The organism is Helicobacter sp. 12S02232-10, from assembly GCF_002272895.1.
Lineage (GTDB): Bacteria > Campylobacterota > Campylobacteria > Campylobacterales > Helicobacteraceae > Helicobacter_J.
In genome coordinates this window covers 37,686-61,971 of the sequence record NZ_MLAQ01000009.1, presented here as the reverse complement: position 1 = coordinate 61,971, position 24,286 = coordinate 37,686, and the positions used below count along the sequence as shown (strand labels likewise).

18 protein-coding genes are annotated in these 24,286 nt (G+C 36.0%); 9 read left to right on the top strand and 9 right to left on the bottom strand.

The window, feature by feature from the left end:
- Positions 1-16 precede the first annotated feature (16 nt).
- The 8 genes from metE to ureA all read right to left on the bottom strand — a co-directional run bounded on the left by metE (position 17) and on the right by ureA (position 8,118).
- Positions 17-2,257, bottom strand: coding sequence for a 5-methyltetrahydropteroyltriglutamate--homocysteine S-methyltransferase (gene metE / locus BKH41_RS07690; protein ID WP_095298674.1), 2,241 nt, complete (start codon positions 2,255-2,257; stop codon positions 17-19).
- 286 nt (positions 2,258-2,543) lie between these two features.
- Positions 2,544-3,311 (bottom strand): urease accessory protein UreD, encoded by a 768-nt coding sequence (locus BKH41_RS07685; RefSeq protein ID WP_095298672.1) that lies wholly within the window; start codon positions 3,309-3,311, stop codon positions 2,544-2,546.
- A gap of 1 nt (position 3,312) precedes the next feature.
- Positions 3,313-3,912, bottom strand: coding sequence for an urease accessory protein UreG (gene ureG / locus BKH41_RS07680; RefSeq protein WP_095298670.1), 600 nt, complete (start codon positions 3,910-3,912; stop codon positions 3,313-3,315).
- Positions 3,913-3,934: 22 nt separating this feature from the next.
- Positions 3,935-4,612 carry an urease accessory protein UreF gene (locus tag BKH41_RS07675; RefSeq protein WP_095298728.1) on the bottom strand — a complete coding sequence of 226 codons (678 nt, stop codon included), beginning with the start codon at positions 4,610-4,612 and terminating at the stop codon, positions 3,935-3,937.
- The gene (ureE, locus tag BKH41_RS07670; protein ID WP_095298668.1) at positions 4,605-5,138 is read right to left on the bottom strand and encodes an urease accessory protein UreE; all 534 of its coding nucleotides are present in this window, start codon (positions 5,136-5,138) and stop codon (positions 4,605-4,607) included. Before ureE ends, BKH41_RS07675 begins: the two co-directional genes overlap by 8 nt.
- 21 nt (positions 5,139-5,159) lie before the next feature.
- Positions 5,160-5,672, bottom strand: coding sequence for an AmiS/UreI family transporter (locus BKH41_RS07665; RefSeq protein ID WP_095298666.1), 513 nt, complete (start codon positions 5,670-5,672; stop codon positions 5,160-5,162).
- A gap of 49 nt (positions 5,673-5,721) precedes the next feature.
- On the bottom strand, positions 5,722-7,431 hold the full coding sequence (gene ureB / locus BKH41_RS07660) for an urease subunit beta (protein ID WP_095298663.1): 1,710 nt from the start codon (positions 7,429-7,431) through the stop codon (positions 5,722-5,724).
- A 9-nt stretch (positions 7,432-7,440) separates the two neighbouring features.
- A complete protein-coding gene (gene ureA, locus BKH41_RS07655; RefSeq protein WP_095298661.1) occupies positions 7,441-8,118 on the bottom strand; it encodes an urease subunit alpha in 678 nt (225 codons plus the stop codon).
- A gap of 326 nt (positions 8,119-8,444) precedes the next feature.
- Between ureA and htpG the strand changes: the two genes are divergently transcribed.
- The 7 genes from htpG (at position 8,445) to BKH41_RS07620 (ending at position 18,965) form a co-directional block, all read left to right on the top strand.
- Positions 8,445-10,313 carry a molecular chaperone HtpG gene (gene htpG, locus BKH41_RS07650; protein ID WP_095298658.1) on the top strand — a complete coding sequence of 623 codons (1,869 nt, stop codon included), beginning with the start codon at positions 8,445-8,447 and terminating at the stop codon, positions 10,311-10,313.
- A 274-nt stretch (positions 10,314-10,587) separates the two neighbouring features.
- Complete coding sequence (locus BKH41_RS07645) at positions 10,588-11,676, top strand: tartrate dehydrogenase (RefSeq protein WP_095298655.1); 1,089 nt, start codon at positions 10,588-10,590, stop codon at positions 11,674-11,676.
- An 11-nt stretch (positions 11,677-11,687) separates the two neighbouring features.
- Positions 11,688-12,971 (top strand): MFS transporter, encoded by a 1,284-nt coding sequence (locus tag BKH41_RS07640; protein WP_095298653.1) that lies wholly within the window; start codon positions 11,688-11,690, stop codon positions 12,969-12,971.
- A gap of 24 nt (positions 12,972-12,995) precedes the next feature.
- Positions 12,996-13,961, top strand: coding sequence for an asparaginase (locus BKH41_RS07635; RefSeq protein WP_095298651.1), 966 nt, complete (start codon positions 12,996-12,998; stop codon positions 13,959-13,961).
- A 138-nt stretch (positions 13,962-14,099) separates the two neighbouring features.
- Positions 14,100-15,470: a sodium-dependent transporter gene (locus BKH41_RS07630; protein WP_095298648.1), complete on the top strand. Its 1,371-nt coding sequence runs from the start codon at positions 14,100-14,102 to the stop codon at positions 15,468-15,470.
- A 153-nt stretch (positions 15,471-15,623) separates the two neighbouring features.
- Entirely contained in the window at positions 15,624-17,885 is a 2,262-nt protein-coding gene (locus tag BKH41_RS07625; RefSeq protein WP_095298646.1) for a TonB-dependent receptor, read from the top strand.
- 135 nt (positions 17,886-18,020) lie between these two features.
- Positions 18,021-18,965 (top strand): catalase, encoded by a 945-nt coding sequence (locus BKH41_RS07620; RefSeq protein WP_095298644.1) that lies wholly within the window; start codon positions 18,021-18,023, stop codon positions 18,963-18,965.
- Positions 18,966-18,968: 3 nt separating this feature from the next.
- On the opposite strand, the gene BKH41_RS07615 is transcribed toward BKH41_RS07620, so the two are convergent.
- Positions 18,969-20,336, bottom strand: coding sequence for an L-serine ammonia-lyase (locus BKH41_RS07615; RefSeq protein WP_095298642.1), 1,368 nt, complete (start codon positions 20,334-20,336; stop codon positions 18,969-18,971).
- A 214-nt stretch (positions 20,337-20,550) separates the two neighbouring features.
- Between BKH41_RS07615 and BKH41_RS07610 the strand changes: the two genes are divergently transcribed.
- Positions 20,551-21,798, top strand: coding sequence for an aromatic amino acid transport family protein (locus BKH41_RS07610; RefSeq protein ID WP_095298640.1), 1,248 nt, complete (start codon positions 20,551-20,553; stop codon positions 21,796-21,798).
- 288 nt (positions 21,799-22,086) lie between these two features.
- Positions 22,087-24,276, top strand: coding sequence for a TonB-dependent receptor (locus tag BKH41_RS07605; RefSeq protein ID WP_095298638.1), 2,190 nt, complete (start codon positions 22,087-22,089; stop codon positions 24,274-24,276).
- Positions 24,277-24,286: the final 10 nt, after the last annotated feature.

The window sequence follows — 24,286 nt, the reverse complement described above, 5'->3', positions numbered from 1 at the left end:
TTTTGATTCCAATTCTTTATTCTCTGATTTCTTTTACGGCTTCTACGAGATTTTTAAGGCTAGGTTTGACTTCTTCCCATTTTCTAGTTTTTAGCCCGCAATCTGGATTGATCCAAAGTTGCTCTTTTGGCAACACTTCAAGCAATAGTTTGATTTGTTTTTTTATCTCTTCTTTGCTTGGAATTCGAGGACTATGAATATCATATACGCCTGGTCCGACTTCGTGAGAGTAGCCCACATTGGCAAAGACTTTAAGCAATTCGTTGCCACTTCTAGCTGTTTCAATACTGATAACATCAGCATCTAGATCTTCAATGGTTTTGATGATATCATTAAACTCGCTGTAGCACATATGTGTATGGATTTGCGTAGTGGGATTGGCAATGCTTGTGGAAACCTTAAAACAATCAAGAGCCCATTCTTCATATGTTTTGATATTTTCTTTTCGCAATGGATATCCTTCTTTAAATGCGGCTTCATCCACTTGGATGATTTTAATGCCTGCATTTTGAAGATCGTTGATTTCATCAGAAATACCAAGAGATATTTGTTTACACACTGCGCTTCTTGGGATATCATCACGCACAAATGACCAATTCAAAATCGTTACAGGACCTGTAAGCATTCCTTTGAGTATTTTTGAAGTCAGACTTTGGGCATAAGTGATCCATTTAAGCGTCATTGGTTTAGGTCTGCTCACATCTCCAAATATTATCGGGGGTTTGACACATCGACTTCCATAGCTTTGAACCCATCCATTTTGACTAAAAACAAAGCCTTTGAGTTGTTCGCCGAAATATTCCACCATATCATTTCTTTCAGGTTCTCCATGCACAAGCACATCCAAGCCGATCTCTTCTTGAAAAGCTACGCAATCTTTGATATAGCTTTCTATGCCTTTTTCATATGTTTTTTCATCAATTTCACCTTTTTTAAAACTCAATCTAAGCGCCCGAAGTTCAGGGGTTTGAGGGAAAGAACCGATAGTGGTTGTGGGCAGAATTGGATAATTTAGGCTTTGGTGTTGGAGTTTGATTCTTTCTTTAAAAGCAACGTCTCTTTGGGTTTTGATTGGTTGTTTGAGGCGTTCTTGTGTGGATTTATCGTTGATTTTTGTTGAAGTTTTTCTATTGGCATTGATAGAGATATTTTCTTGCCATTTTTGCTTGTCTTCTGCATTTAAAGAGCCTTTAAATGCAGTTTCTAGGAGTTCAAGTTCTCCTATTTTTTCTCTGGCATAACTTAGCCAAGAAAGGATTTCTTTGTCCATTTTGATTTCGGAATTTTTACTGAATGGGACGTGTAGAAGCGAACAACTTGTGCTGAGAATAATTTTTTCTTTGGGGATTTCCTGTGCGATTTTTTCAAGAATGCTAAGCTTTTTTTCGAGATCTGCTACCCATATATTACGTCCATCAATAATGCCTGCATAAAGAGTTTTATCACTTTTTGCGATCTGATTTAAAGAAGACAGATTTTTTTCTCCATATAAAAAATCCAACCCAATTCCATCAATATTAGTTTGACATAAAATTTCAGTCGCTTCAAGACTATGCTCAAAGTAAGTTGTTACAATTGTTTTAAAGCCTTTGGAAGCAATTTGATTATAGATATCTTTGATTTTTCCATAAAATCTTTCATCTTTGCCTTTGGAAAAAATCGGTTCATCAAATTGAATAACAAGGTTAGAGTCAATTTTTTTTAAGGAATCCAATAATTCGAAATAGGCACTTTTTACTCTTTCAAATACATTTTCAAAATTTGATTTTTCTGCAATTTTTGAAAGACTTATAAAAGTAAAGAGTCCGATGAGATTGATTTTTGGGCGATAACCCAAAGATTTAGCTTCAGCATATTCGCGTTCAATTTTACTTGTATTGATTTTATAGTTGTCTGTTTGGCTTAATTCGGGGACAACATAATGATAGTTGGTGTTAAACCATTTGGTCATTTCACAAGCTACGCTGTCATTGAGACCTCTAGCCATTCCAAAATATAGTTCTAGCCCGTTATATTGTCTGAACCTTTCTGGAATCGCTCCGAGCGCATAAGCAAGATCTAAAACATTGTCGTAGAAACTAAAATCATTGACGCTCACATAATCAAGATTCTTTTGATAACTCCAATGTTTTGCGCGTAACTCTTTAGCAGTGCGTTCCAATTCTTCTGCATTTGATTTGCCTGACCAAAAACCTTCTAAAGCTTTTTTAAGTTCTCTGTGTTCTCCAATTCTTGGGAATCCTATGATGATGCTCATTATTTTTCCTTATGTATTTTAATTATCTAAGAATAATATCATATACATATTGTGTTTTAATAATTTTTTATGATTTTCATATAATATTGAGCATTATTTTTGAAAATAAAATAAATATTAACCGAGTAAAGTGCCATATAACAGATATTTTCAGGATATTGATACAAAAAGTAACTTTTTTATTTTGAATCCCACATAGCCACGATATAAAACTATTTTTACTTTATAAAAACTTTGATTTCTTTTAATTTATCGGTAGTTTTAGATTATTGGCAGAGGGAAGGGATTAGGATTTTCCCGAAATTTTTTCACGCAGTTTGATGAGATCTTCTGATCCATTGGCAAGAGCTTTGAGACACAAGCCACCATCATAAAGTTCGCTAACTCCCCCATTGAGACCAAAAGAAGCAATAAGATCTCTAAGGGTTTGGGCACAGATAGAGGGATCTAAAACGATCAGATTAAGGTAATGGGTGTGAGTGTCAAACATACACATATTACTTAAATCTAGATTTTGGGGTTCTAAAATAGTGTTATCAAAAAATATTGGCTTATCTTCACAAAAGATCTTGAGGGTGGTAGTAAAATTTTTAAATTTGAAAATTTCATCTCTTCCGATTCTGCCTGCTCCGATAATTTCACTGTATAATAGGCGGGAACTTTGATGTAGAAAAATAGTTGTTTCTCCCCTAAAATCTGAATTGCCAAACGGAATAATAGGTAGTGGAGAGAAATCAAACATTGCATTTTTGCCCAAGACTATTTTTGTATTTCTAGAGGCAAAACCGCTTAGTGTATCGTGTATTTTTTCAAAGCTTTGAGAGGTAAGCTTGACCTTACAATCCTGACCGATTTGAAAATCCATTTCTTGATGATCTCCCTCCATCATCCCAGCACTTACGGATATGAGCATAATATTTGCGATGTCTTCTTCATAAAAGGGTGCCATCAATTTGAGCGGGGGTGTGAAAAAAGCATCTTCTATAATGCATTTTCCATTTTGACCGATTTTGGTTTTTAAGTGAAGTTTTGTTTCTTGGGCGTAATTACTCATTTTAGTCTTCCAAAAGAGTGTTTTTCTTTATCCATTCTATAACTTTATCCAATCCTTCTCTTGCTCTGATATTGGTAAAAATAAAAGGTTTTTCTCCGCGCATTTTTTTAGAGTCACGCTCCATCACGCCAAGATCAGCTCCTACATAGGGTGCAAGATCAATTTTATTGATGATTAAAAGATCAGATCTTGTTATGCCAGGACCGCCTTTTCGAGGAATTTTATCACCTTCAGCCACATCAATGACAAATATCGTAAAATCAGCAAGTTCGGGACTAAAAGTTGCAGAAAGATTATCCCCACCACTTTCAATGAACATTATTTCTATATCAGGGAATCGTGTAGCCATTTCTTCTACGGCTTCAAGGTTCATTGAGGCGTCTTCGCGAATCGCTGTGTGAGGACAACCTCCGGTTTCCACACCGATAATCCTTTCCCTAGGCATTACGGAATTTTTGCTCATAAACTCCGCATCTTCTTTGGTATAAATATCATTTGTGATAACCCCAATACTGTAATCTTTAGCCATCATTCTTGTCAAGGCTTCTATCAAGGCTGTTTTACCGCTTCCTACAGGCCCACATACTCCAATTTTTACCATAATTTTATCCTTTTGTTGAGATTTAAGACATATAAAGTCTTGAATAAAGTGTTTCGTGCTGCATTGCTTTGATATCATTATGAATGCTAGAGGCGCAAAGATGTTTTTCGTTGAGTGAATCAAGCTTTTGGAGGATTTCTTCAAAAGTCTTTTGGAGTTCCAAAAGTATTTTTTGCCCATCATTTTGAGAGAGTGGGATAGTTTTGACGCAATTGGTTACCATATTGGAGCTTTGAGCATAAAGATAGTGTCGCACTGCTGTTTTTAAATCCAGTTCCATACAGGCGCAAAAGACACCATAAGCACTAGAATGTGTCGGAATATTTGCAGACTCCAAATATTTATGAAAGAAATCTTTTGGCGATAGAGATAAGATTTTTATAGTTTTTAAAAAACGATTTCCAAGTTTTTGATTGGCTGAACGTAATTCCATTGGGGAAGTGGAGATACAAATTAGTCTTTCGATATCAAGTATTTTATCTAAGTCTTGAGTTTGAGTGTATTGATGCGTGAGTTTGAGGCTCAAGAGCTCAGTATAAAGGAATTGAGTTGATAGATTAGCTTGAAGGTATTTTAGTGCGCTTTGAGCATCTTTTACCAAATGCATTTGAATGTAAGTTTCTAGCCCGAAAGAATGAGTGTAGCTCCCAATAGGGAAAAGTGCGTCATTGATTTGTAGAAGCAGAAAGTCTTTATTTATTTCCAATTTTTTCTCCCGAAAGTATGATCTTGAGATCAGGGCTTTCCTTGATCTTGAAATTTGGCTCTGTGTGTGCCATACTTACTGAAATGCGCTTAGAAGAATCCAGTTTTGAGCTTGAGACCGCGTTTTCTATTCCAAGTTTGTCCAGCAGGACTTTAATGGGTTTTTCAAACGGGGTCTTAAACTCAAATTCATTTTCACCAAAAAATAGAGCCGCGTGGCGGTTACCTATTTCATAGCAAATTTTTGCCACTTCGGTGACAGTGTGGGCATAAATACACAGAACTTCTGTCGGCAAAATATTTATGGCAATAATTTTAATGCCTTCTTCAAAGAGAATATCACCTTGAGAAAGCCCCATTTTAGGAGCATCTATTAGTTTTACAGAAATTTCTTCACCCTTTCGGGTTTTCCATCTTGCGATTTTTTTTCTGGTGTCATACCATTCCAAATCAACATAGTCAATTTGGAATTTTGACTCTTCTTTATCGGATAAATTTCCTTTGAGGCATTCTATAGGCATTTTTACTCTTTGATTCTCTTATTAAAGCCAATAGCCTGTGATGATAAGCCAAGCAGGAATCCAAGCTGTAACAATACCTTCAAAAATAGCAAGGTAGGGAACCCAAGGCAATTCTTTTTTCAAAACGGTTTCAATCCAGCCAGTTAGCCATAGGATACCCCATAAGCCCCAAATCACAGCAAACCAGAAACCTTCATCAGTTCCGCTTTTGTAGCTGAGATAAGCAGCAGGAATTGAGTTGATAGCAACAAAAAGACTATACCAACCATAAGGTCTCCAGTCTAAGTTCCAGATATTATTGACAGCTACGAAAAGATAGGTAAAGCCGAAGAGCAATCCTGTAGCAGCAGCATAAAGATCTGTAAGGTTATTTTCAAAATCCCCATGAACAATCACGATAATATTTGCAATTACTGAAAGCAAGCCAGCAAATACGTTCATTACGGCAGTACTTTTGCCATCAGCTTTCATTATTCGGCAAAAACCGTTGTTCATCAAAACAATGGCGACATACATTAATACAAGTCCTAACATTGATTCATCCTTTTAATTAAATTAATATCCCCCAAGTCGGGAGGTTAGACTAGAACAAATTGTAAAGTTGAGCAAGGCTAAGCTTGTCTGCTGGTTTAGAAGTTACCTTTTTACCATCGACTTTAACCTCGTAGGTTTCGGGATTAACATCAATATGAGCAGTCACATCGTTGTTCTTCATATCTTTTTTAGTGACATTGCGGCAGTTTTTAACCGGAAGAACAATTCTATCAAGCTTTAATTTTTCTTTAATACCATCTTCATAGGCCACTTTGGAGACAAAGGTGATATTGGTATCAAATTTAGCTTTCCCGTGATGTGCAAACATTTCACGATAGATTACAGGTTCAGGAGTCGGGATGGAAGCATTTGAATCTCCCATTCTTGCACCTGCAATCATACCACATTTGATAATCATTTCAGGTTTGATTCCAAAAAATGCAGGATGCCAAATTACAAGATCTGCGTATTTACCTATTTCCACAGAACCGATATATTCAGAAATTCCGTGAGCAATAGCGGGATTGATAGTGTATTTGGCAATATAGCGTTTGATTCTGAAGTTATCATTATCGCCTGTTTCTTCTTTGAGTCTGCCAAATTCTTTTTTATTTTTATCTGCTGTTTGCCATGTTCTGGTGATAACCTCACCAACACGTCCCATTGCTTGTGAGTCAGAACTTGTGATAGAAAAAATTCCCATATCATGAAGTGCATCTTCTGCTGCAATGGTTTCAGGTCTGATTCGAGAGTCGGCAAATGCAACGTCTTCTTTGATTTTTTTATCCAAGTGGTGGCAAACCATTAGCATATCTAAATGTTCATCAGCTGTGTTTTTTGTAAATGGAATGGTTGGATTAGTAGAGGCAGGTAGGATATTGGGTTCTCCAGCAATTTTGATAATATCAGGAGCGTGCCCGCCACCAGCACCTTCGGTATGGAAAGTATGGATAGTTCTTCCTGCAATGGCTTTGATTGTATCTTCAACACAACCTGCTTCATTTAAGGTATCTGTATGGATGGCAACTTGCACATCATATTCATCAGCTACATTTAAAGCGTGGTTGATGACAGAAGGAGTAGCACCCCAGTCTTCGTGGATTTTTAATCCTAAAGCACCGCCTTTGATTTGCTCAGCGAGAGAATTTTCATTGGAGCTGTTGCCTTTACCGAAAAATCCGAGATTCATTGTGTATTCTTCAGCAGCACGAATCATTTCTTTAAGGTTCCATTTGCCTGGAGTACAAGTTGTGGCATTGGTTCCATCAGCAGGTCCAGTTCCTCCACCTATCATTGTAGTAATACCGCTATATAGAGCTGTAGGAATTTGTTGGGGTGAAATGAAGTGAATGTGAGTATCTATACCGCCTGCAGTAACAATCATTCCTTCAGCAGCAAGTGCTTCTGTTGCAGCTCCTACGGTCATATTGCCACAGACACCATCTTGCATATCTTTATTGCCTGCTTTGCCTATACCAGCAATTTTTCCATCTTTGATGCCGATATCAGCTTTATAGATACCATTATAATCGATGATCATTGCGTTGGTAATAACTAAGTCAAGTTCGTGAGAATCTGAACTAACGCTTTGAGCCATACCATCGCGTAATGTTTTTCCACCACCGAATTTAAGTTCTTCACCATAGGTTGTGTAGTCTTTTTCGATTTCTGCAAATAATTCAGTGTCTGCCAATCGGACTTTATCGCCTACGGTTGGACCAAACATTGAAGCATATTGTTTTCTTGATATTTTTGTCATTGTAACTCCTTATTTAGAAAAGCCCTTGGCTTTGGCATTATTCATTGCTATGTGTTTGTTGTCGTCATTAACTTGAGAGTCGGCTAGATTATTGAAACCAAATGTTCTTTTATTGCCGCCTACTTCAATGAGGGAAACTGTTTTAGTTTCGCCAGGTTCAAATCTGACTGAAGTTCCTGAAGGAATGTCAAGTCTTTTGCCATAAGCTTTTTCTCTGTCAAATTCCAAAAGCTTGTTGGTTTCAAAGAAATGGAAGTGTGATCCGACCTGAATTGCTCTATCTCCTTTGTTAGTGACTTTGATTTCAATTGCTTGTTTGCCTTTATTGATTTCTATGTCTTCATTTTTAAGGATAAATTCACCGGGGGTAAGTTTTCCATTATCTTCAATAGGAGTATGAACTGTTACAAGTTTGGTTCCATCTGGGAAGCCTGCTTCAATACCCACTTCGTGAATCATAGAGGCTACGCCGTCCATTACATCTTCGGCTTTGAGAATTTTTTTACCTTCGCTCATTAGTTCTGCAACGGTTTTTTTACCTTCTCTTGCCATTTCCATAATCTCACTGCTGATCAAAGCAATCGCTTCGACATAATTGAGTTTAATTCCTCTTTCTTTGCGTTTTTTGGCTAATTCTCCAGCATAGTGGAGCATTAGCTTATCTAACTCTTTTGGATTGAGTTTCATCGTTTCTCCTTAATGAAATTTTCTGAAGTAGCTTTCTTGCTAGATCGAAATTTAATTTTAAGACTATTTTGTTAATAGTTGTCAAAAAATTGACAAAATATTGATTATTTCTTTTGGTCTGAAAGCACGATCAATACGAAAAGTAACGTTATTATCTGTTTAATATTTGTAATATTTTTAGAAATATGCTTAGTGTTGCTTCGCTAATAAAAGTTTATATTAATGAACTAAATAAGATTTATGCTTAGTCTATAAATATTATTTGGATTTATCATTTATGTGGTATAATTGCCAAAATAAATAATCATAAAAATTAGGAGTTACCTATGAGTAAAAACAAAAAACATACTTTTCAGACTGAGATCAATCAATTGTTAGATCTAATGATTCACTCACTTTATTCCAATAAAGAAATATTTTTGCGTGAATTGATTTCAAATGCTTCAGATGCGCTTGATAAATTGAATTATCTTACGCTTACAGACACAAAGCTAAAGGATTTAAAATTCGATCCTCGTATTAATCTAAGCTTTGATGAGAAGAAAAAAACCCTCACTATCGAAGATAACGGGATTGGAATGACTGAAGAGGAGCTCATTGCAAATCTTGGGACCATTGCAAAATCAGGAACAAAAAGTTTTCTGGCTTCTTTGAGTGGGGATAAGAAGAAAGATTCCGCTCTTATTGGGCAGTTTGGAGTCGGATTTTACTCTGCATTTATGGTTGCAGATAAAGTTATTGTGCAAACTAAAAAGGCAGGCGAAGACAAAGCTTATACTTGGATAAGTGATGGGAAGGGGGAATATGAAATATCCTCGTGTGTAAAAGACTCTCAAGGGACACAAATTACGCTTTATCTCAAAGATGAGGATTCAAGTTTTGCAAGTCGGTGGGAAATAGAAAATATTGTTAAAAAATATTCCGAACATATCCCGTTCCCAATCTATTTGAGTTATATTGAGACAAAATTTGAAGGTGAGGGCGAAAATAAAAAAGAAATCAAAGAAGACAAAAACGAACAGCTCAATACCGCTAAGGCGATTTGGAAAATGAGTAAAAATGATCTCAAAGATGAGGATTATAAAGAGTTCTATAAAAGTTTTGCACACGATAATACCGAACCGATGAGATGGATTCATAGCAAAGTGGAAGGAACATTGGAGTATTCCACTTTATTTTTTATTCCAAGTGTTGCCCCATTTGATCTTTACCGAGTGGATTATAAATCCGGAGTGAAGCTTTATGTTAAGCGAGTGTTCATTACTGATGATGATAAAGAATTGTTGCCGCAGTATTTGCGTTTTGTGCGTGGTGTGATTGATAGTGAAGATTTGCCTTTAAATGTTAGTCGGGAGATCTTGCAACAAAACAAGATTTTGGCCAATATCAGGTCAGCTTCAGTCAAAAAAATATTGGGTGAGATTGAAAATATTGCCAAAGACAATGTGGCTTATGAAAAATTTTATTCCCAGTTTGGAAGAGTTTTAAAAGAAGGGCTTTATAGCGATTATGAAAATAAGGAAAAAATTTTAAATCTCTTAAGATTTCATTCGTCTAAACAAGAGGGAAGCATTTCTTTAAAAACCTATAAAGAAAATATGCCTGAGGGGCAAAAAAGCATCTATTATATTATCGGAGAGAATCTAGAGCTTTTAAAAGCTTCCCCGATACTTGAAAAATATGCACAGAAAGGGTATGAAGTTTTATTGATGAGCGATGAGGTAGATGGCTTTGTGATGCCTGGAGTTGGTGAATACGATAAAACACCTCTGAAAGATGCAAGTGCATCTGAGACGCTTCAAGAACTTGGAGAGCAAAAAGTTGATGAGAAGGTTAAAAAGTCTTTTGAAAAGCTCATAGCGTCTTTTAAAGAAGCTTTAGGCGAGCAGGTCAAGGATGTGATTCTTTCCAACTCTCTTTCTTCTCCGGCAGCACTTGTAGGAGATGAACAAAATGCAATGATGATAAATTTAATGCGTCAAATGGGTCAAGAGCCTCCAGTTCAGAAAAAAACGATGGAAATCAATGCAAACCACCCTATTTTAGAAAAGCTCAAAAATAAAGATGATAAGGAACTTTTATCTGATATTGCTCATTTGTTGTATGCTTCTGCAAAACTTTTGGAATCAGGTTCAATCGAAAATGCAAAAGATTTTGCAGATCGTTTGAATAATACGATTTTAAAAACTCTCTAATTTTAAATTGCCCCAATTTTGGGGCGTATTCATAAAACCTGCGATAATGCCCATATTTTCTACAATCAATATTGATTTTTAATATTTTGATGTTATTTTTACTTTTTCTTTTGATCGATCTGAAATATAATAAAATTTTTCAATAATCTGATTCAAATACATCATACAATTGTGTTTCACTATTAAACATTCATTAAAAATAAAATAAAAATTCTTTTAAATTGTTCTAAATTTATGAGATACTGAATGTCTGATCATAAAATTTGGAGAAAAAATGAAAAAAGAATTCAATATAGCTGTTATTAAGGGCGATGGAATCGGTAATGAAGTAATGCCTGAGGGGTTGAAAATTTTAGAATATGTCGATTCGAAGTTTGGCTTGAATTTAAAATTTAAAGAATTTGATTTTGCAAATTGTGATTATTATCTCAAGCACAAAAAGATGATGCCTGATGATTGGTTTGAGATTTTAAAAGATTATGATGCAATTTATTTTGGGGCTGTAGGGATGCCCCAGATCGTTCCTGATCATATTTCTTTGTGGGGGTCGCTTTTAAAATTTCGAAGAGATTTTGACCAATATATTAACCTACGTCCAGTGCGTCTTTTAGATGGTATTCCTTGTCCTTTGGCAGGGAAAAGAAGTCAAGATATTAATTTTGTAGTGGTCAGAGAAAATACTGAAGGGGAATATTCTTCTGTCGGAGGAAAAATGTTTGAGGGAACACCTAATGAATTTGTAATTCAAGAATCCATTTTTACTAGAAGAGGTGTGGATAGAGTACTTGAATATGCTTTCAAACTGGCTGAAAAATCTGAGAGGAAGACACTGACTTCAGCGACAAAATCCAATGGCATTTCGATTTCTATGCCTTATTGGGATGAACGCACAGAGATGATGGCAAAGTCATTTCCAAATGTCAAATATGATAAGCAACACATTGATATTTTGTGTGCAAGATTTGTTTTGCAACCTGAACGCTTCAATATAGTAGTTGCTTCCAATCTTTTTGGTGATATCCTTTCTGATCTTGGTCCTGCGTGTGCGGGAACTATTGGAGTCAGTGCAAGTGCAAATATCAATCCTCAAAGGAATTTCCCCTCACTTTTTGAGCCTGTACACGGCTCAGCCCCAGATATTTTTGGTAAAAATATTGCCAATCCAATCGGAATGATTTGGTCAGGTGCTTTGATGTTGGAATTTTTGGGTGAAAAAGAACCTATGTATCAAAAGGCTTCCAAAGAAATTATCCAAGCTATAGAAAAAGTAGTCAAAGAAGGTCCTAAAACTCCTGATATGGGCGGAAATGCCAAGACCTTTGAGGTGGGTGATGGGATTTGTGCAGTACTTAAAAATCTTTAGGGAGAAATTTTATGTATAAGCAACGTTATCGATATCATATTTTCTTTTTAGTGCTTTTGCTTGCTTTGATCAACTATATTGATCGGGGAGCGTTGTCCTATTCAGGGGAGTTTATTATCGATGAATACGGACTTGATAAAAGCTCTTGGGGGGCAGTGCTTGGATTTTTCGGTTATGGTTATATGTTTGGAGCACTCCTTGGAGGTGTGCTTTCTGATCGATTCGGTCCTAAAAAAGTATGGCTTTTTGCAGGAGTATTTTGGTCGATTTTTGAAATCCTTACAGCGTGGGCAGGAGACATTGGAATGATGTTTTTTGGTGGTTCAGTTTTAGCAGGTTTTGGAGTGATGAGAATTCTTTTTGGATTTGCTGAAGGACCTGCATATTCTGTAATTAATAAAACTATCAGCAATTGGGCAGCACCCAAAGAAAGAGGATTTGTCGTTTCAATGGGGCTTTTAAGTACGCCTTTAGGAGCCTTATTGACTGCTCCTGTAGCGGTATTTTTACTGAGCTATTCAGGAAGTTGGCGGGTTGCATTTATTGTATTGGGGATTGCGGGGCTAATTGCATTATTTTTTCTGATGCAAGCACTGACGGATTATCCCCATCAAAATCCTAAAGTGAGTCAAGAAGAACTTAAAATCATCGGTGAAAAAAGTTTATGTGACACTATTGATAAAACCAAAGCTGATTTAAAATGGTGGCATTTTTTTAAAAGCAGAACCTTGATTTTAAATACGGTTGGGTATTTTGCATTCAATTATGTGAATTTTTTGCTTTTGACTTGGACACCCAAATATCTCCAAGATATGTTTGGTTATGATTTGTTTTCTTTGTGGTATATGGGGATGATTCCTTGGATTGGGGCTTGTGTTACTATTCTTTTGGGTGGCAAAATTTCTGATTTTTTACTGAATAAAACAGGAAGTCTAAAAATTGCTAGAGGCTATTTTGCTGCTATTTTGTTATTTTTGACCACGATTAGTTTTTTGTCGATAAATTTGGTAACTTCAGTAGCTTTAGTGATTGCTATTATTGCTTTGGGGAATGCCTTGAATTCCTTTGCAAATACTGTTTATTGGAGTGTTGTGATCGATACTTCACCTAAAGAAAAAGTAGGCACATTTAGTGGCATAATGCATTTTTTAGGCAATATCGCTTCTGTGCTTGCCCCTACGCTTACAGGATATTTGGTAAGCTCAAAAGGTTATGAAGCTATGTTTATGGCAGCTGCAGCAGTTACTTGCGTGGGAATGTTTTGTATGTTTTTGATCAAACCAGGAAAATTATAGACAAACAAGAAACAGGAGATTAAAATGAAAATATCTATCGGTTCTTTAGGCGGGACAATTTCAATGACTTCAAAAAACAAAGGCGAGGGTGTTGTTCCTAAGCTTTGTGCAAAAGATTTTATTGCAGCACTTCCTGATATTGAGGCAGAACTTTATGCAGAAAGTCTTTTTGCTCTCCCAAGTGGGCATTTAAAATTTGAAATGCTTTTAAGTGCCCTAGATTGGGCGAATACTCAAATAAAAAATGGTGCTAATGGCGTGATCCTTACACAGGGAACAGATACACTTGAAGAAAGTGCTTTTTTATGTGATTTGTTTTGGAATCATCGCGAGCCTTTGATTTTAATGGGAGCAATGAGAGATGCTAATGCTATTGGGGCAGATGGCATTAGGAATCTTTATAGCAGTATTTTATGTGCCCTTAGTCCTAATAGCACAGAAAGAGGGGTGATGGTGGTAATGAATGATACCATCCATACAGCTAGATGGGTGAGAAAATCTCATAGTTTTTCGGTAAATACTTTTTGTTCAGATGGCAAAACTTGTGGCTTTATTTCTGAGGGGAAAGTAGAGTATTTTTATCCTAAATTGAAACGTTTCATTTTACCTATGCCTTCTGTTATGAAAAAAGTATTTTTGTGGGAACAGACTTTAGATGGGGATGCAAGTGTTTTGGAATGGGTCAAACAAACCCAAGATGGCTTAGTTATCAAAGGATTCGGAGCTGGACATATTAGTTTGGAAACAAGTGCGCTACTTGATAGTGTGATAGAAAAAATGCCTGTCGTTGTCTGTACAAGGACAACAGATGGATCCGCAGCTTATCAAACCTATGGTTATAAAGGGGCTGAAATTGATTTGAGAGAGCGGGGAGTTTTGATGGGAGGCTATTTAAGCGGGAGAAAAGCTAGGATTTTATTATGGGCAATCTTAGGGAATGGTTTGAATATGGAGATATATCAAGATTTTTTAGATACCCTTATTGATTAGATAAAGACTTGGTTTTTCAGATATTAAAGATTTTGGATTGCTATTTGTATTTTAAACTTAATAAAAGTTGCCAATTTTTCTAGATAATCTTTAAAGTCTAAAGAACTTTTCAATCAATTTAAATAAAAAGGAGATCAGATGCAAAAAAGACAGCTTTGGTCAAGTCGTCTTACCTATATTTTAACGGTAGCAGGAGCTACGGTAGGGTTTGGAGCAACTTGGCGGTTTCCTTATTTAGTTGGAGAAAACGGAGGTGGGGCTTATGTATTGGTTTTTATCATTGCAATGATTGTTGTGGGCATACCAGTTATTTTGGTAGAAAATGTGATTGGGAGACGTGCCCATATGAATTCTGTAGATGCTTTTGGCGGGTTTGTAGAAGAGAAAAAGATTTCTAAATATTGGAAAATTATCGGTTATATGGGTTTGGCAGGTTCTTTTGGTATTTTGGCTTATTATATGGTGCTTGGGGGATGGGTCATCTCTTATATCGTGAATATTCTTAATGGCACTTTGAATCTTTCTGCTCCTATAAATAAAGAAATAACCTCACTTTTTTATTCCACACATATTGAGCAAGCTCCTTTAGAGATAGGCATTTTTACTTTTATTTTTGTCGCACTGAATTGGTTGATTTTATCTAGGGGGATTATTGATGGGATTGAGCGTTCGATGAAATATCTGATGCCTTTGCTTTTCTTATGTTTGATGGCGATGGTGATTCGTAATCTTACAATGCCTGGAGCAATGGAGGGGGTAAAATTTTACCTTACGCCTGATTTTACCAAGATCACACCCAAGCTCTTTATTTTAGTTTTAGGGCAAGTATTTTTTGCTTTGTCTTTGGGGTTTGGAGTGATGATCACGCTTTCTTCTTATCTGGATAAGAATGAAGACTTGATAAAAACGGCTGCAATGACAGGGGTTTTAAATACTTTTATTGCAATTATGGCGGGATTTATGATTTTTCCTTCGCTTTTTAGCTTTGGTTTGAATCCAGATTCTGGGCCTTCTTTGGTTTTTAAAACTCTTCCGATCGTGTTTTCGCATATGCATTTTGGGAATGCTTTTGGAATTGTGTTTTTTTTACTTCTGATTGTGGCAGCACTAACTACTTCTTTGCCCATCTATGAAGTTATTATCACTGCAATTGTTGAAAAACTCAAATGGAGGCGTCAAAACGCGATTGCTTTTGTTTTGGGGATGATTTTTATTTTCGGGAATATTCCTTGTATTTTGACTTATGGTCCTTGGAGTGAGGTTAAAATTTTTGGAAAAAATATTTTTGATGCTTTTGATTTTATCAGTGGGAATATTTTATTTGTTTTGACGGCTTTGGGGGCGAGTATTTTTGTAGGATGGGTGCTTAGAGAAGACGCAATCAAAGAGCTTAAAAACGGAAATTCTGCAAATGCAAAATTGGTTGGGATTTGGTATAAATATGTCAAGTACGCCATTCCTATAATCATTTTGGTAATTTTTATCAGCGGTTTTATCATTTCTTTTTAGTTTTAATTGGGATTTGGGAAGAAGTTTAAATTTTGATTTCTCATATCCATTCTATTAAAATATATTAATTTTTAATAAAGTATTAAGAAATAATGAATAAAATGTCAATAATATTACTATATAAAAATTAGTAATAAAATTTTTCAGGAGATAATGCAAATGGTCCAAAGGAAGAGACATTTTATTTCAGTTTCACTGATGTTGTTTTTGACAGGCAGTTTTTATTCAGTTTTTGGAGATGAGACCAAAGATTACGAACTTAACAAGATTGTTACAACCTCTACGCGAACCCCCACTTTGATTTCAGAGGCACCAGGTAATGTTACTGTGATGGATCATAAAGAAATCAAAGACAGGACATCCCAGCAGTTGAGTGATATGATGCGGGTAATGGCAGGCATAAAGGTGGATAAAGATGCAGGCTATAACGGAAGACCCCAAGTCTTTATGCGAGGAATCCCTTATGGGACGCTTGTAATGCTAGATGGAGTAATTTTGAATGATTTAGAAGGAGAAATGCGCATTATTCAATCAATTTCAAGTATGGATATTGAAAAAATAGAAGTTGTTCGCGGTCCTTTTAGTAGTTTGTATGGAACCGGCGGGATAGGGGGTGTTATCAACTTTATCACTTCAATGCCTACAAAACTTGAATCAAAAGCGGAGTTGGGTTATGGCAATGAAATTGTCAATGGGGGTGCAGAACAAAATAGAGTTCGCGGGTATTTCAGCATAGGAGATGCTTTCTTTGATAAACGTTTGCGTGTAAAAGCAAGCTATGGATTTACAACAAGCGATGGGTATGCACGTGTGCCTGCATTAATGAAAAAAACATTTGATACAGCTGATAATATTACGGTTAATGGACATACTCCTGCAACAGGAGAGAATGTAGGCAATGTGGGTCGCACGGGATATTTGACAAATAATGTCCATATCAAAGCAGAATATGATTGGGCAGATAAAGATACTACGAGTTTGACGTTTAATATGTCTACGATTAATGAAAATCAAAATTCTGTCAAAACAGATTTAAGAGATGCAAATAATCAGCCTGTTTATGGCGGTAAAATCAGTACCGGCACTACTCCCAATAATTTTTACAGCCCTTTTTATGGGATTGGTTGGTCAGGATTTCGGTTTGAACAAAACTACATCGCTTCAATTTCTCATAAACACTATTTTGATGATGATTCTTCACTCACTACCACGATTTCTAGTGTGGATTTGGTTTCACATTTTGCTGATGGAAATGCTTCTAATAGCAATACGAGTATTTTTGGTGGTCCTGGGGAGTCTTTGGATAATGCTGCGAGCAGTAATTATTTAGATGTGATTTATCAAAATAAACTTTCAGATAAACATACTTTAATGGTAGGTTTTCAAGGTAGGATGATGAGTGCTTCTAACGATAGGAATTATGTGGGTAATTGGACGCAGAGAGATTTTTGGAAGACCTATACCGGTCTTTACAGACAAGATAAAAGCAGTGCTTGGACGATTGCAGCTTGGACACAATTTACGAGTAAATGGAGCGATATTTTTAGCACCAATTTGGGATTGAGATTGGATTATTGGCAGACTTATAATATGACTACGATGGATAAAACTTCTACTGATCCAAGCAGACAGGTTTTGCCCGATACGAAAAAATTCTTTCCCTCTCCAAAATTTGCACTCAATTACAAGCCTTATAAATATACTGTGTTGAAAGGTTCCATCGGGTTGGCATTTCGTGCGCCCAATACAAGAGAGATGTATGCACACGCCCATAGCGGGGATTATCAAGAGAGTAACCCGCTTCTTTCTCCAGAATATGGCTTAGAGTTTGATCTTGGGATTGAACAAGGAAATGCTTATGGCGGGCTTTTTAAGGCATATTACTATCAGACTGAAATGTATAATGCTATTTATAAAAATGGTTCAGGGACTGTTGATGATCCTTATAAAAATATTAACGGCGGACACGAACGCATTAATGGGGTTGAACTTGAAGTTGATCAGAAAATTTATGGGGATTTGTCCTTGATGGCTAATTATACTTTTACCAACGCCCGAGTGATTAAAAATAATGCTGATCCTTCTACAAACGGGCATTATATTGCTTTTATCCCACAACATATGGGGCATTTGGCATTATTGTATGGGGGAGAGGATAGGGAAGGATTTTATGGTTCTTTGCAAATGAATGTACAATCAGGAGCTTACACAAACATAAAAAACACAAAAACTCCTAGCCATACTTTTGGTTCAGTCGATCCGCGAGCGACATTTGATGCTAAAATCGGGTATGAATTCCATAATAAAACCTCACTTTCGCTTAGCTTTTTGAATTTTACCAATGCCCAATATTATGATTATTATAAGACAATGGGAGCTTCATTTTATGTTCAAATCGCAAGCAAGTTTTTTTAGAAAATCTTAAATTGTTTTTGTATTGACAAAATTATTTTTTCTATAATGAGTTACTCTATCGGCAAGCTTTGGTTTTTCCTGCTTACATAAGATTTTGCTATAATCTAATCTTTTAAATTTAGCAGGAACAACCAAATGACAACAAAATGCATATTATTATCTTTAGGGTTGATGATGGGAGTACTTTTTGCTCAAGAAACCCTTACCCCTCAGGAAGCAGCGGATTTTTTTTATCAGAGGTTTGGAGATAAAAATTATCCCCATAAAAAAGTCAATCATACTAAAGGATTTTGTATCGCAGGTCACTTTGACCCTCGAAAAGACATAGATGAATTTGTAAAAATCCCTTTATTGAACACAAAAAGTAAAGTTGTTGCAAGATTTTCCACAGGTGGAGGAAATCCAAATGCAAGTGATCGATTTAGTGTTCATGGTTTGGCACTTAAATTGACTAATGGGAAAGATTATTGGGATTTAGCGATGTTAAACACTGTGATTAATGCAGGAAAAACTCCTGATGTGATTGTGGAATTTTTGAAAGCTGTTTCTGATCCTGATAAGAAAAATTTAGAGGTACTTGCTGGAAAATACCCAAGTGTGCGACGATTTTTGGACTATGGGAAGACACTTGGAGTGCCTTTAAGTCTTGCTAATGTGCAATTTAATACCCAACACGTTTATAAAATTTTAGGGGCAGATGCAAAGATAATGAATGCAAAGATTATTTTTGTTCCCCACGCAGGAATCATTGAGCTTTCTGATAAAGAAGCAAAGAAAGCAGGCGATAACTTTTTAGAAAAAAGATTTCAAGAAGATCTTAAAAAAGGTAGCGTGAAGTATTATATGTATTTAGTTTTGGCTAATCCTAAAGATGTGCTTGATGATATTAGCATACCTTGGGAAAATACAAATAGAAAGATTTTTTTAGGCACATTAGAGTTGGACAAATTTAAAGGCAATTCGTGTAATCTCGATGTATTTTTGCCTGGCATACTCCCTGAAGGTGTCCAAGCTCCCATTGATCCTGTCTTTGAATTTCGCAATCAGGTTTATGGTATCACCCATCAAAGACGGCAATAGTTTTTAACAAATGCTTGATAATGTTGTTGCCAATCCTCCAAGTGAAGTTTCTTTATATTTGAGATTCATATCTTTTCCGGTGTTATACATTGTCAAAATGACTTCATCAAGCGTTACTTTTGGAGCGCTTTTACGGCTCATTGCCATTCTTGCTGCCATAATGGCTTTGATAGCTCCAAAGGCATTTCTTTCAATGCAAGGGATTTGGACAAGACCTCCTACAGGATCGCAAGTTAGTCCCAAATGATGTTCCATAGCGATTTCAGCTGCATTGGAAGCGATAAAAGCATCAGCTCCAAGAACAGAGGCCATAGCAGCAGCAGCCATTGAGCTTGCCACTCCGATTTCAGCTTGACAACCCGCTTCAGCACCGCTAATGCTCGCATTTTTTTTGTAAAGAGAACCGATGAGCATTGCTGCAAGTAAAAAATCCACTGCTTTTTGATCGCTAAAACCTACGGTATGGTTTTTCAGATACAATAAAACGGCTGGATTAACTGCACAAGCCCCATTTGTAGGAGCGGTGATGACTTTTGCACCACTTGCATTCTCTTCAGCTATAGCGATGGCATATAGAGAAATGAAATCAATGATTCCAAGCGGGTCGGTTGTGGCTTGCAATCTACTGAAGAGACCAGGTGCTCTTCTGTGGAGCTTGAGTTTTCCAGGCAATGTGTTATTTTTAGGATGGATACCATTGTGATACACTTCTTGCATTGTTGTCCATATTTCTAAGCAATAGCGATTGATATGTTCAAGAGTATTAAACTGGAGTTCGTATTCAAGGGAGGCTTGAATCAAATTTTTACCTTGCTTATGGCAAAAATCAAGAATGTCTTTGGAATGATTGAAAATAATTTTGAGATCAGGATTTTCTTCTTTTTCTATACCATTTTCCTTGATTTTTTGTAATTCTTGCTGTGTTTTGACAAATCCCCCTCCAACAGAATAGTAGGTTTCTTCATCTAATATGTTTCCATTTGAATCAATCGCTTTTAGTGTCAGTCCATTTTCGTGTAAAAGAAGGAATTGTTTTGAAAATAGAAGGTCTTTTTCGTAATTAAAATCAATTTCTTTTTGCCCGCACAAGAGAAGTTTTTTGTCTTTGAGTGCTTTGGCGATCGTGGTTTCTTGGGTCAAAGTATCGAGATTTTTCGCTTCTAATCCGCTTAATCCCCAAATGATGGCTCTATCGCTTAAATGCCCTTTGCCTGTGAGGGATAAAGATCCATAAAAGCAAACTTGTATTTTTGTGATTTTTTCCAATTTATTCCTAATTTTTTGGCAAAATAAGTTCCCTGCAAGCATTGGTCCTAAAGTATGTGAAGAGGAGGGACCAACCCCTATTTTAAATATATTTAGATTGCTCATATTATTTCCTTATATTTCATTCAAATTTTTGGATTATATGATTAATCTTTAAACTAAAATGTCCTAAATTAACCCATATTTAAATAATAACTTCATTATGTGTTTCTTTTTGTTACTTTATCGAAATATTTTGATGGATATATTTCAAATTGCAACATTGTTTTGTATATAATCAATTCACTATAACACTCTAAATAACAAGCTAAGGATAGGGATGAGCAAGAATGATTTTTTATGGGTATTGAGCCTTTATGGAACTGCCATTGGCGCAGGTGTTTTGTTTTTGCCGATAAAAACAGGCGCAGGTGGTCTTATTCCTTTGATAATGATGCTTGTATTGGCATTCCCGATTACTTTTTTTGCTCATCGTGCTTTGTGTCGTTTTGTATTGTCTTCTTCGGTAAGTTCTGATGATATTACTGCAGTCGCGCAAGAATATTTTGGTAAAGCTGGAGGAATGGTGATTACACTTTTGTATTTTTGCGCTATTTTTCCCATCTTGCTTATTTATAGCGTTGGGATTACAAATACGCTTGAGAGTTTTATTATCCATCAGATGGATTTACAATCCCCTAATCGTTTGTTATTGGCTTTTATTTTAGTTGGGATTTTGGTTTTGATTGTAAGCTTTGGGCAAGAGTTCATTGTTAGGGTTATGAGTACTTTAGTTTTTCCTTTTATCATAGTTTTGATGTTGATTGCGATTTCTTTGATACCTGAGTGGAATTTAAATTTATTTAATAATGTTGATTTTTCTTGGCATCAAGACCTTAAAAAGCTTTGGTTGATGTTGCCTGTAATGGTTTTTGCTTTTAATCATTCCCCTATTATTTCTTCTTTGGCTGTCTATACTAAGGAAAAATACGGGGATATGGCCGATCAAAAAAGCTCTCGCATTATTGGTGCAAGCAATGTTTTAATGATTGTAAGCGTGATGTTTTTTGTCTTTTCTTTTATGATGTGTTTGAGTTATGATGATTTTATCACAGCACAGGATCAAAACATATCTATATTATCTTTGCTTGCAAATATTGCAGGAAGATTTCAAAATCCGATTGTTAAGGCGATTGCTCCGATTTTAGTTTATGCAGCACCACTTATTGCTTTTATTGCGATGGGTAAGTCATTTTTCGGGCATTATTTGGGCGCTCAAGAAGGTTTTAATCGAATTTTGTTTCAGATTTCTAGTGGTAAAATTCCACTAAAAACTGCTAAAAAAATTACTATCGTCTTCACTTTTATCGTTTCTTGGTTGGTAGCTTATGCAAACCCCCAAATTCTAAATATCATTGATAATATCGTCGGGCCGGTGTTGGCAATCATATTATTCATTATGCCTTTATATGCGATTTATAGATTTGATGCGTTAAGAAAATACAAAAGACCTTTGGAAAATTTATTCATTCTTATTTTTGGTTTATTGACCATTTCAGCAGCCGTTTATAGTATTTTTTATTCTTGAGAATGGATATTGGCATTATCATTTTGATTGCTTGAATTTTTGCAATGCAACTCGTATCGAAGCGATTTAAAATAAAGAGTGAAAAAGATTACGAGTATTGATGGTTGTAAGCCATTATGTTTTTTGGCAAATGAGATAAATGACAAATAATGAAAAGATGATAAAAAGTAACATATAGCTTTGAAAATGTGGAAATTTTTTTACAGTTCTTATTTTTCATAAATTCTTAAGTATAATCAATGTCTTTGTGAATAATATTTCCAATATAAAAATAATAAAGAGGTTGTAATGAATAGAACCGGCAGATTATTTATGTTATTTTTAGGTCTTGTTGCAGGAAGCTATGGAGAAGATACAAAAAGTTATCTGCTTAATAGGCAGGTGAGTACAGCTACACGTATGGAGACTACTACCGATAAGGCTCCTGGAAATGTGAGCGTGGTCACTTCTGAAGAAATGAAAGAAAGAAGCCCTCAAAAAGTAAATGATTTTATTAAAAATTATGAAGGGATTCATATTCTCAATGACGCAGGGCTTAATCCGCGTCCTGCCATTACAATACGCGGGATCAGTAAGGGAACTTTGGTAATGCTTGATGGGGTGATATTGAGTGATTTGGAAGGAGAAAATCGGATTCTTGATGAGCTTTCTCTTTATGATATTGAGCGGGTGGAGGTAGTACGCGGACCTTTTTCAAGTCTGTATGGAACCGGAGCGATTGGAGGCGTGGTAAATTTTATCACTTCTATGCCCACAAAGTTTGAAAGTATGGCACTTTTGGGATATGGCAATGCATTTAAAAAACGTGAGGCGGATATGAATTTGACTAGAGGATATGTGAGTCTAGGAGATGCGTTTTTAGATAAAAGATTACGCATTAAAGCGAGCTATGGCTTCACAAGTTCAGGAGGATACCCCAGCGTGCCAGCTTTTGGAAATCAGGCTGATTTTTCAAAACTGAGTGGTAGTGGTATTACTGGTTTTTTTGTCGATAAAGCAGGCAACTATATTGCTGGAGATGCTGGAAGAAGGGAATATGTTTTGAATGATGGAAGAGTGAAGATGGAGTATGATTGGAGTGACAATGATACGACTGGTGTTATGGCTTCTATTTCCAATCATCATTATAATTTTGTAAATCCTAAAACAACTTTGAAAAACGCTCAAGGGCAACCCGTATACGGCAACCAAGATTACAATCCATTTGTGGGGAGCGGTTATGCAGGAATTGGGAGCTATACACACTATATAGGTTCCATCTCCCACACGCATACATTTAGTGATGATTCGACATTGAAGGCTGTTTTTTCAAGTGTAAATCTTTACAGTTATTGGCTTGATGCCTCCACCTCTTCTGTTCCAGCTCCGAATTTGGCGGGGGGTAGGGGATATTCTCAAGATATTTATACTTCTAGTAACTATTTGGATCTCATCTATACTAAAACATTTGACACACAGATCTTGACTGCGGCATTACAAGGGCGTTATATGTGGTTAGAACAGCTTAATTACGGATTGAGTGATTGGCGGGTAAGAGATTACGATTTAGGATTGCAAAATGCTTTTGGAGGCAGGGCATTTTTGGCAGCGGGATTTGTCCAGCTTGATAGCAATTGGACATCTAATTTAAACACAACTTTGGGGTTGCGTTATGATTATTGGGAAAATTTTGACAATTATACTCAAGTGAATGCGCAACGAAGTTTGGTTGGAAATATTGTTCAAAATAGTGTATCTCCAAAGGCTTCCATCAATTATAATCTTTGGGATAGAGTGATTTTTAAAGCTTCCGCAGGGACTGCTTTTCGCGTGCCTACTCTTAGAGAGATTTTTAGGATTAGCACAGCGACCCAAAAGTGGCTTGACAATCCTAATTTGAAACCCGAAAAAGGTATTTCTTTTGATGTGGGTGGGGATATTAATACTTTTTTTGGAGGTCTGTTAAAAGTCTATTATTTTCAAACTGAGCTTGATAATATGATTTATCGATCAGGGAATGGCAAAGATATTAATCCCTACCAGAATAAAAATGCAGGACACGGGCGTATAAATGGGGTTGAGATAGGATATATACAGCCATTGGGTGCTGCTTTGACTTTAAATGCAAGCTACACCTATACGAATGCTAAAATTATTAAGAATTCTGCAAATCCCGCTACGCAAGGAAAATTCATCCCAAATACTCCGCAACATATGGCCCATATTGCTTTGCTTTATGGTGCTAAATACGGGTTTTATGGGTCGATTGCTGGGAATTTCCAGTCTGACTCTTATAGTGATGATACAAATACAAAGATTTTTAAACATACGTTTGGATATTATGATACACAACTTTATTTTGACGCGAAATTAGGGTATGTGATGAAAAATAATTTTGATTTAAGTATCAGTTTTTTAAATTTTACAAACAACAGATATTATGATTATTATCAAGTTGCAGGAGCGTCTTTCTTTGCACAAACAAGCATAAAATTTTAATACAAGGCAC

Coding starts and splice junctions, on each gene's coding strand:
- ureE (WP_095298668.1), bottom strand. CDS start 5,138: ATGCCTATAGAATGCCTCAAAGGAAATTTATCCGATAAAGAAGAGTCA.
- BKH41_RS07625 (WP_095298646.1), top strand. CDS start 15,624: ATGCAAATGGTCCAAAGGAAGAGACATTTTATTTCAGTTTCACTGATG.
- BKH41_RS07635 (WP_095298651.1), top strand. CDS start 12,996: ATGAAAATATCTATCGGTTCTTTAGGCGGGACAATTTCAATGACTTCA.
- BKH41_RS07645 (WP_095298655.1), top strand. CDS start 10,588: ATGAAAAAAGAATTCAATATAGCTGTTATTAAGGGCGATGGAATCGGT.
- BKH41_RS07640 (WP_095298653.1), top strand. CDS start 11,688: ATGTATAAGCAACGTTATCGATATCATATTTTCTTTTTAGTGCTTTTG.
- ureB (WP_095298663.1), bottom strand. CDS start 7,431: ATGACAAAAATATCAAGAAAACAATATGCTTCAATGTTTGGTCCAACC.
- htpG (WP_095298658.1), top strand. CDS start 8,445: ATGAGTAAAAACAAAAAACATACTTTTCAGACTGAGATCAATCAATTG.
- metE (WP_095298674.1), bottom strand. CDS start 2,257: ATGAGCATCATCATAGGATTCCCAAGAATTGGAGAACACAGAGAACTT.
- BKH41_RS07685 (WP_095298672.1), bottom strand. CDS start 3,311: ATGAGTAATTACGCCCAAGAAACAAAACTTCACTTAAAAACCAAAATC.
- BKH41_RS07615 (WP_095298642.1), bottom strand. CDS start 20,336: ATGAGCAATCTAAATATATTTAAAATAGGGGTTGGTCCCTCCTCTTCA.
- BKH41_RS07620 (WP_095298644.1), top strand. CDS start 18,021: ATGACAACAAAATGCATATTATTATCTTTAGGGTTGATGATGGGAGTA.
- BKH41_RS07630 (WP_095298648.1), top strand. CDS start 14,100: ATGCAAAAAAGACAGCTTTGGTCAAGTCGTCTTACCTATATTTTAACG.
- ureG (WP_095298670.1), bottom strand. CDS start 3,912: ATGGTAAAAATTGGAGTATGTGGGCCTGTAGGAAGCGGTAAAACAGCC.
- BKH41_RS07665 (WP_095298666.1), bottom strand. CDS start 5,672: ATGTTAGGACTTGTATTAATGTATGTCGCCATTGTTTTGATGAACAAC.
- BKH41_RS07605 (WP_095298638.1), top strand. CDS start 22,087: ATGAATAGAACCGGCAGATTATTTATGTTATTTTTAGGTCTTGTTGCA.
- ureA (WP_095298661.1), bottom strand. CDS start 8,118: ATGAAACTCAATCCAAAAGAGTTAGATAAGCTAATGCTCCACTATGCT.
- BKH41_RS07610 (WP_095298640.1), top strand. CDS start 20,551: ATGAGCAAGAATGATTTTTTATGGGTATTGAGCCTTTATGGAACTGCC.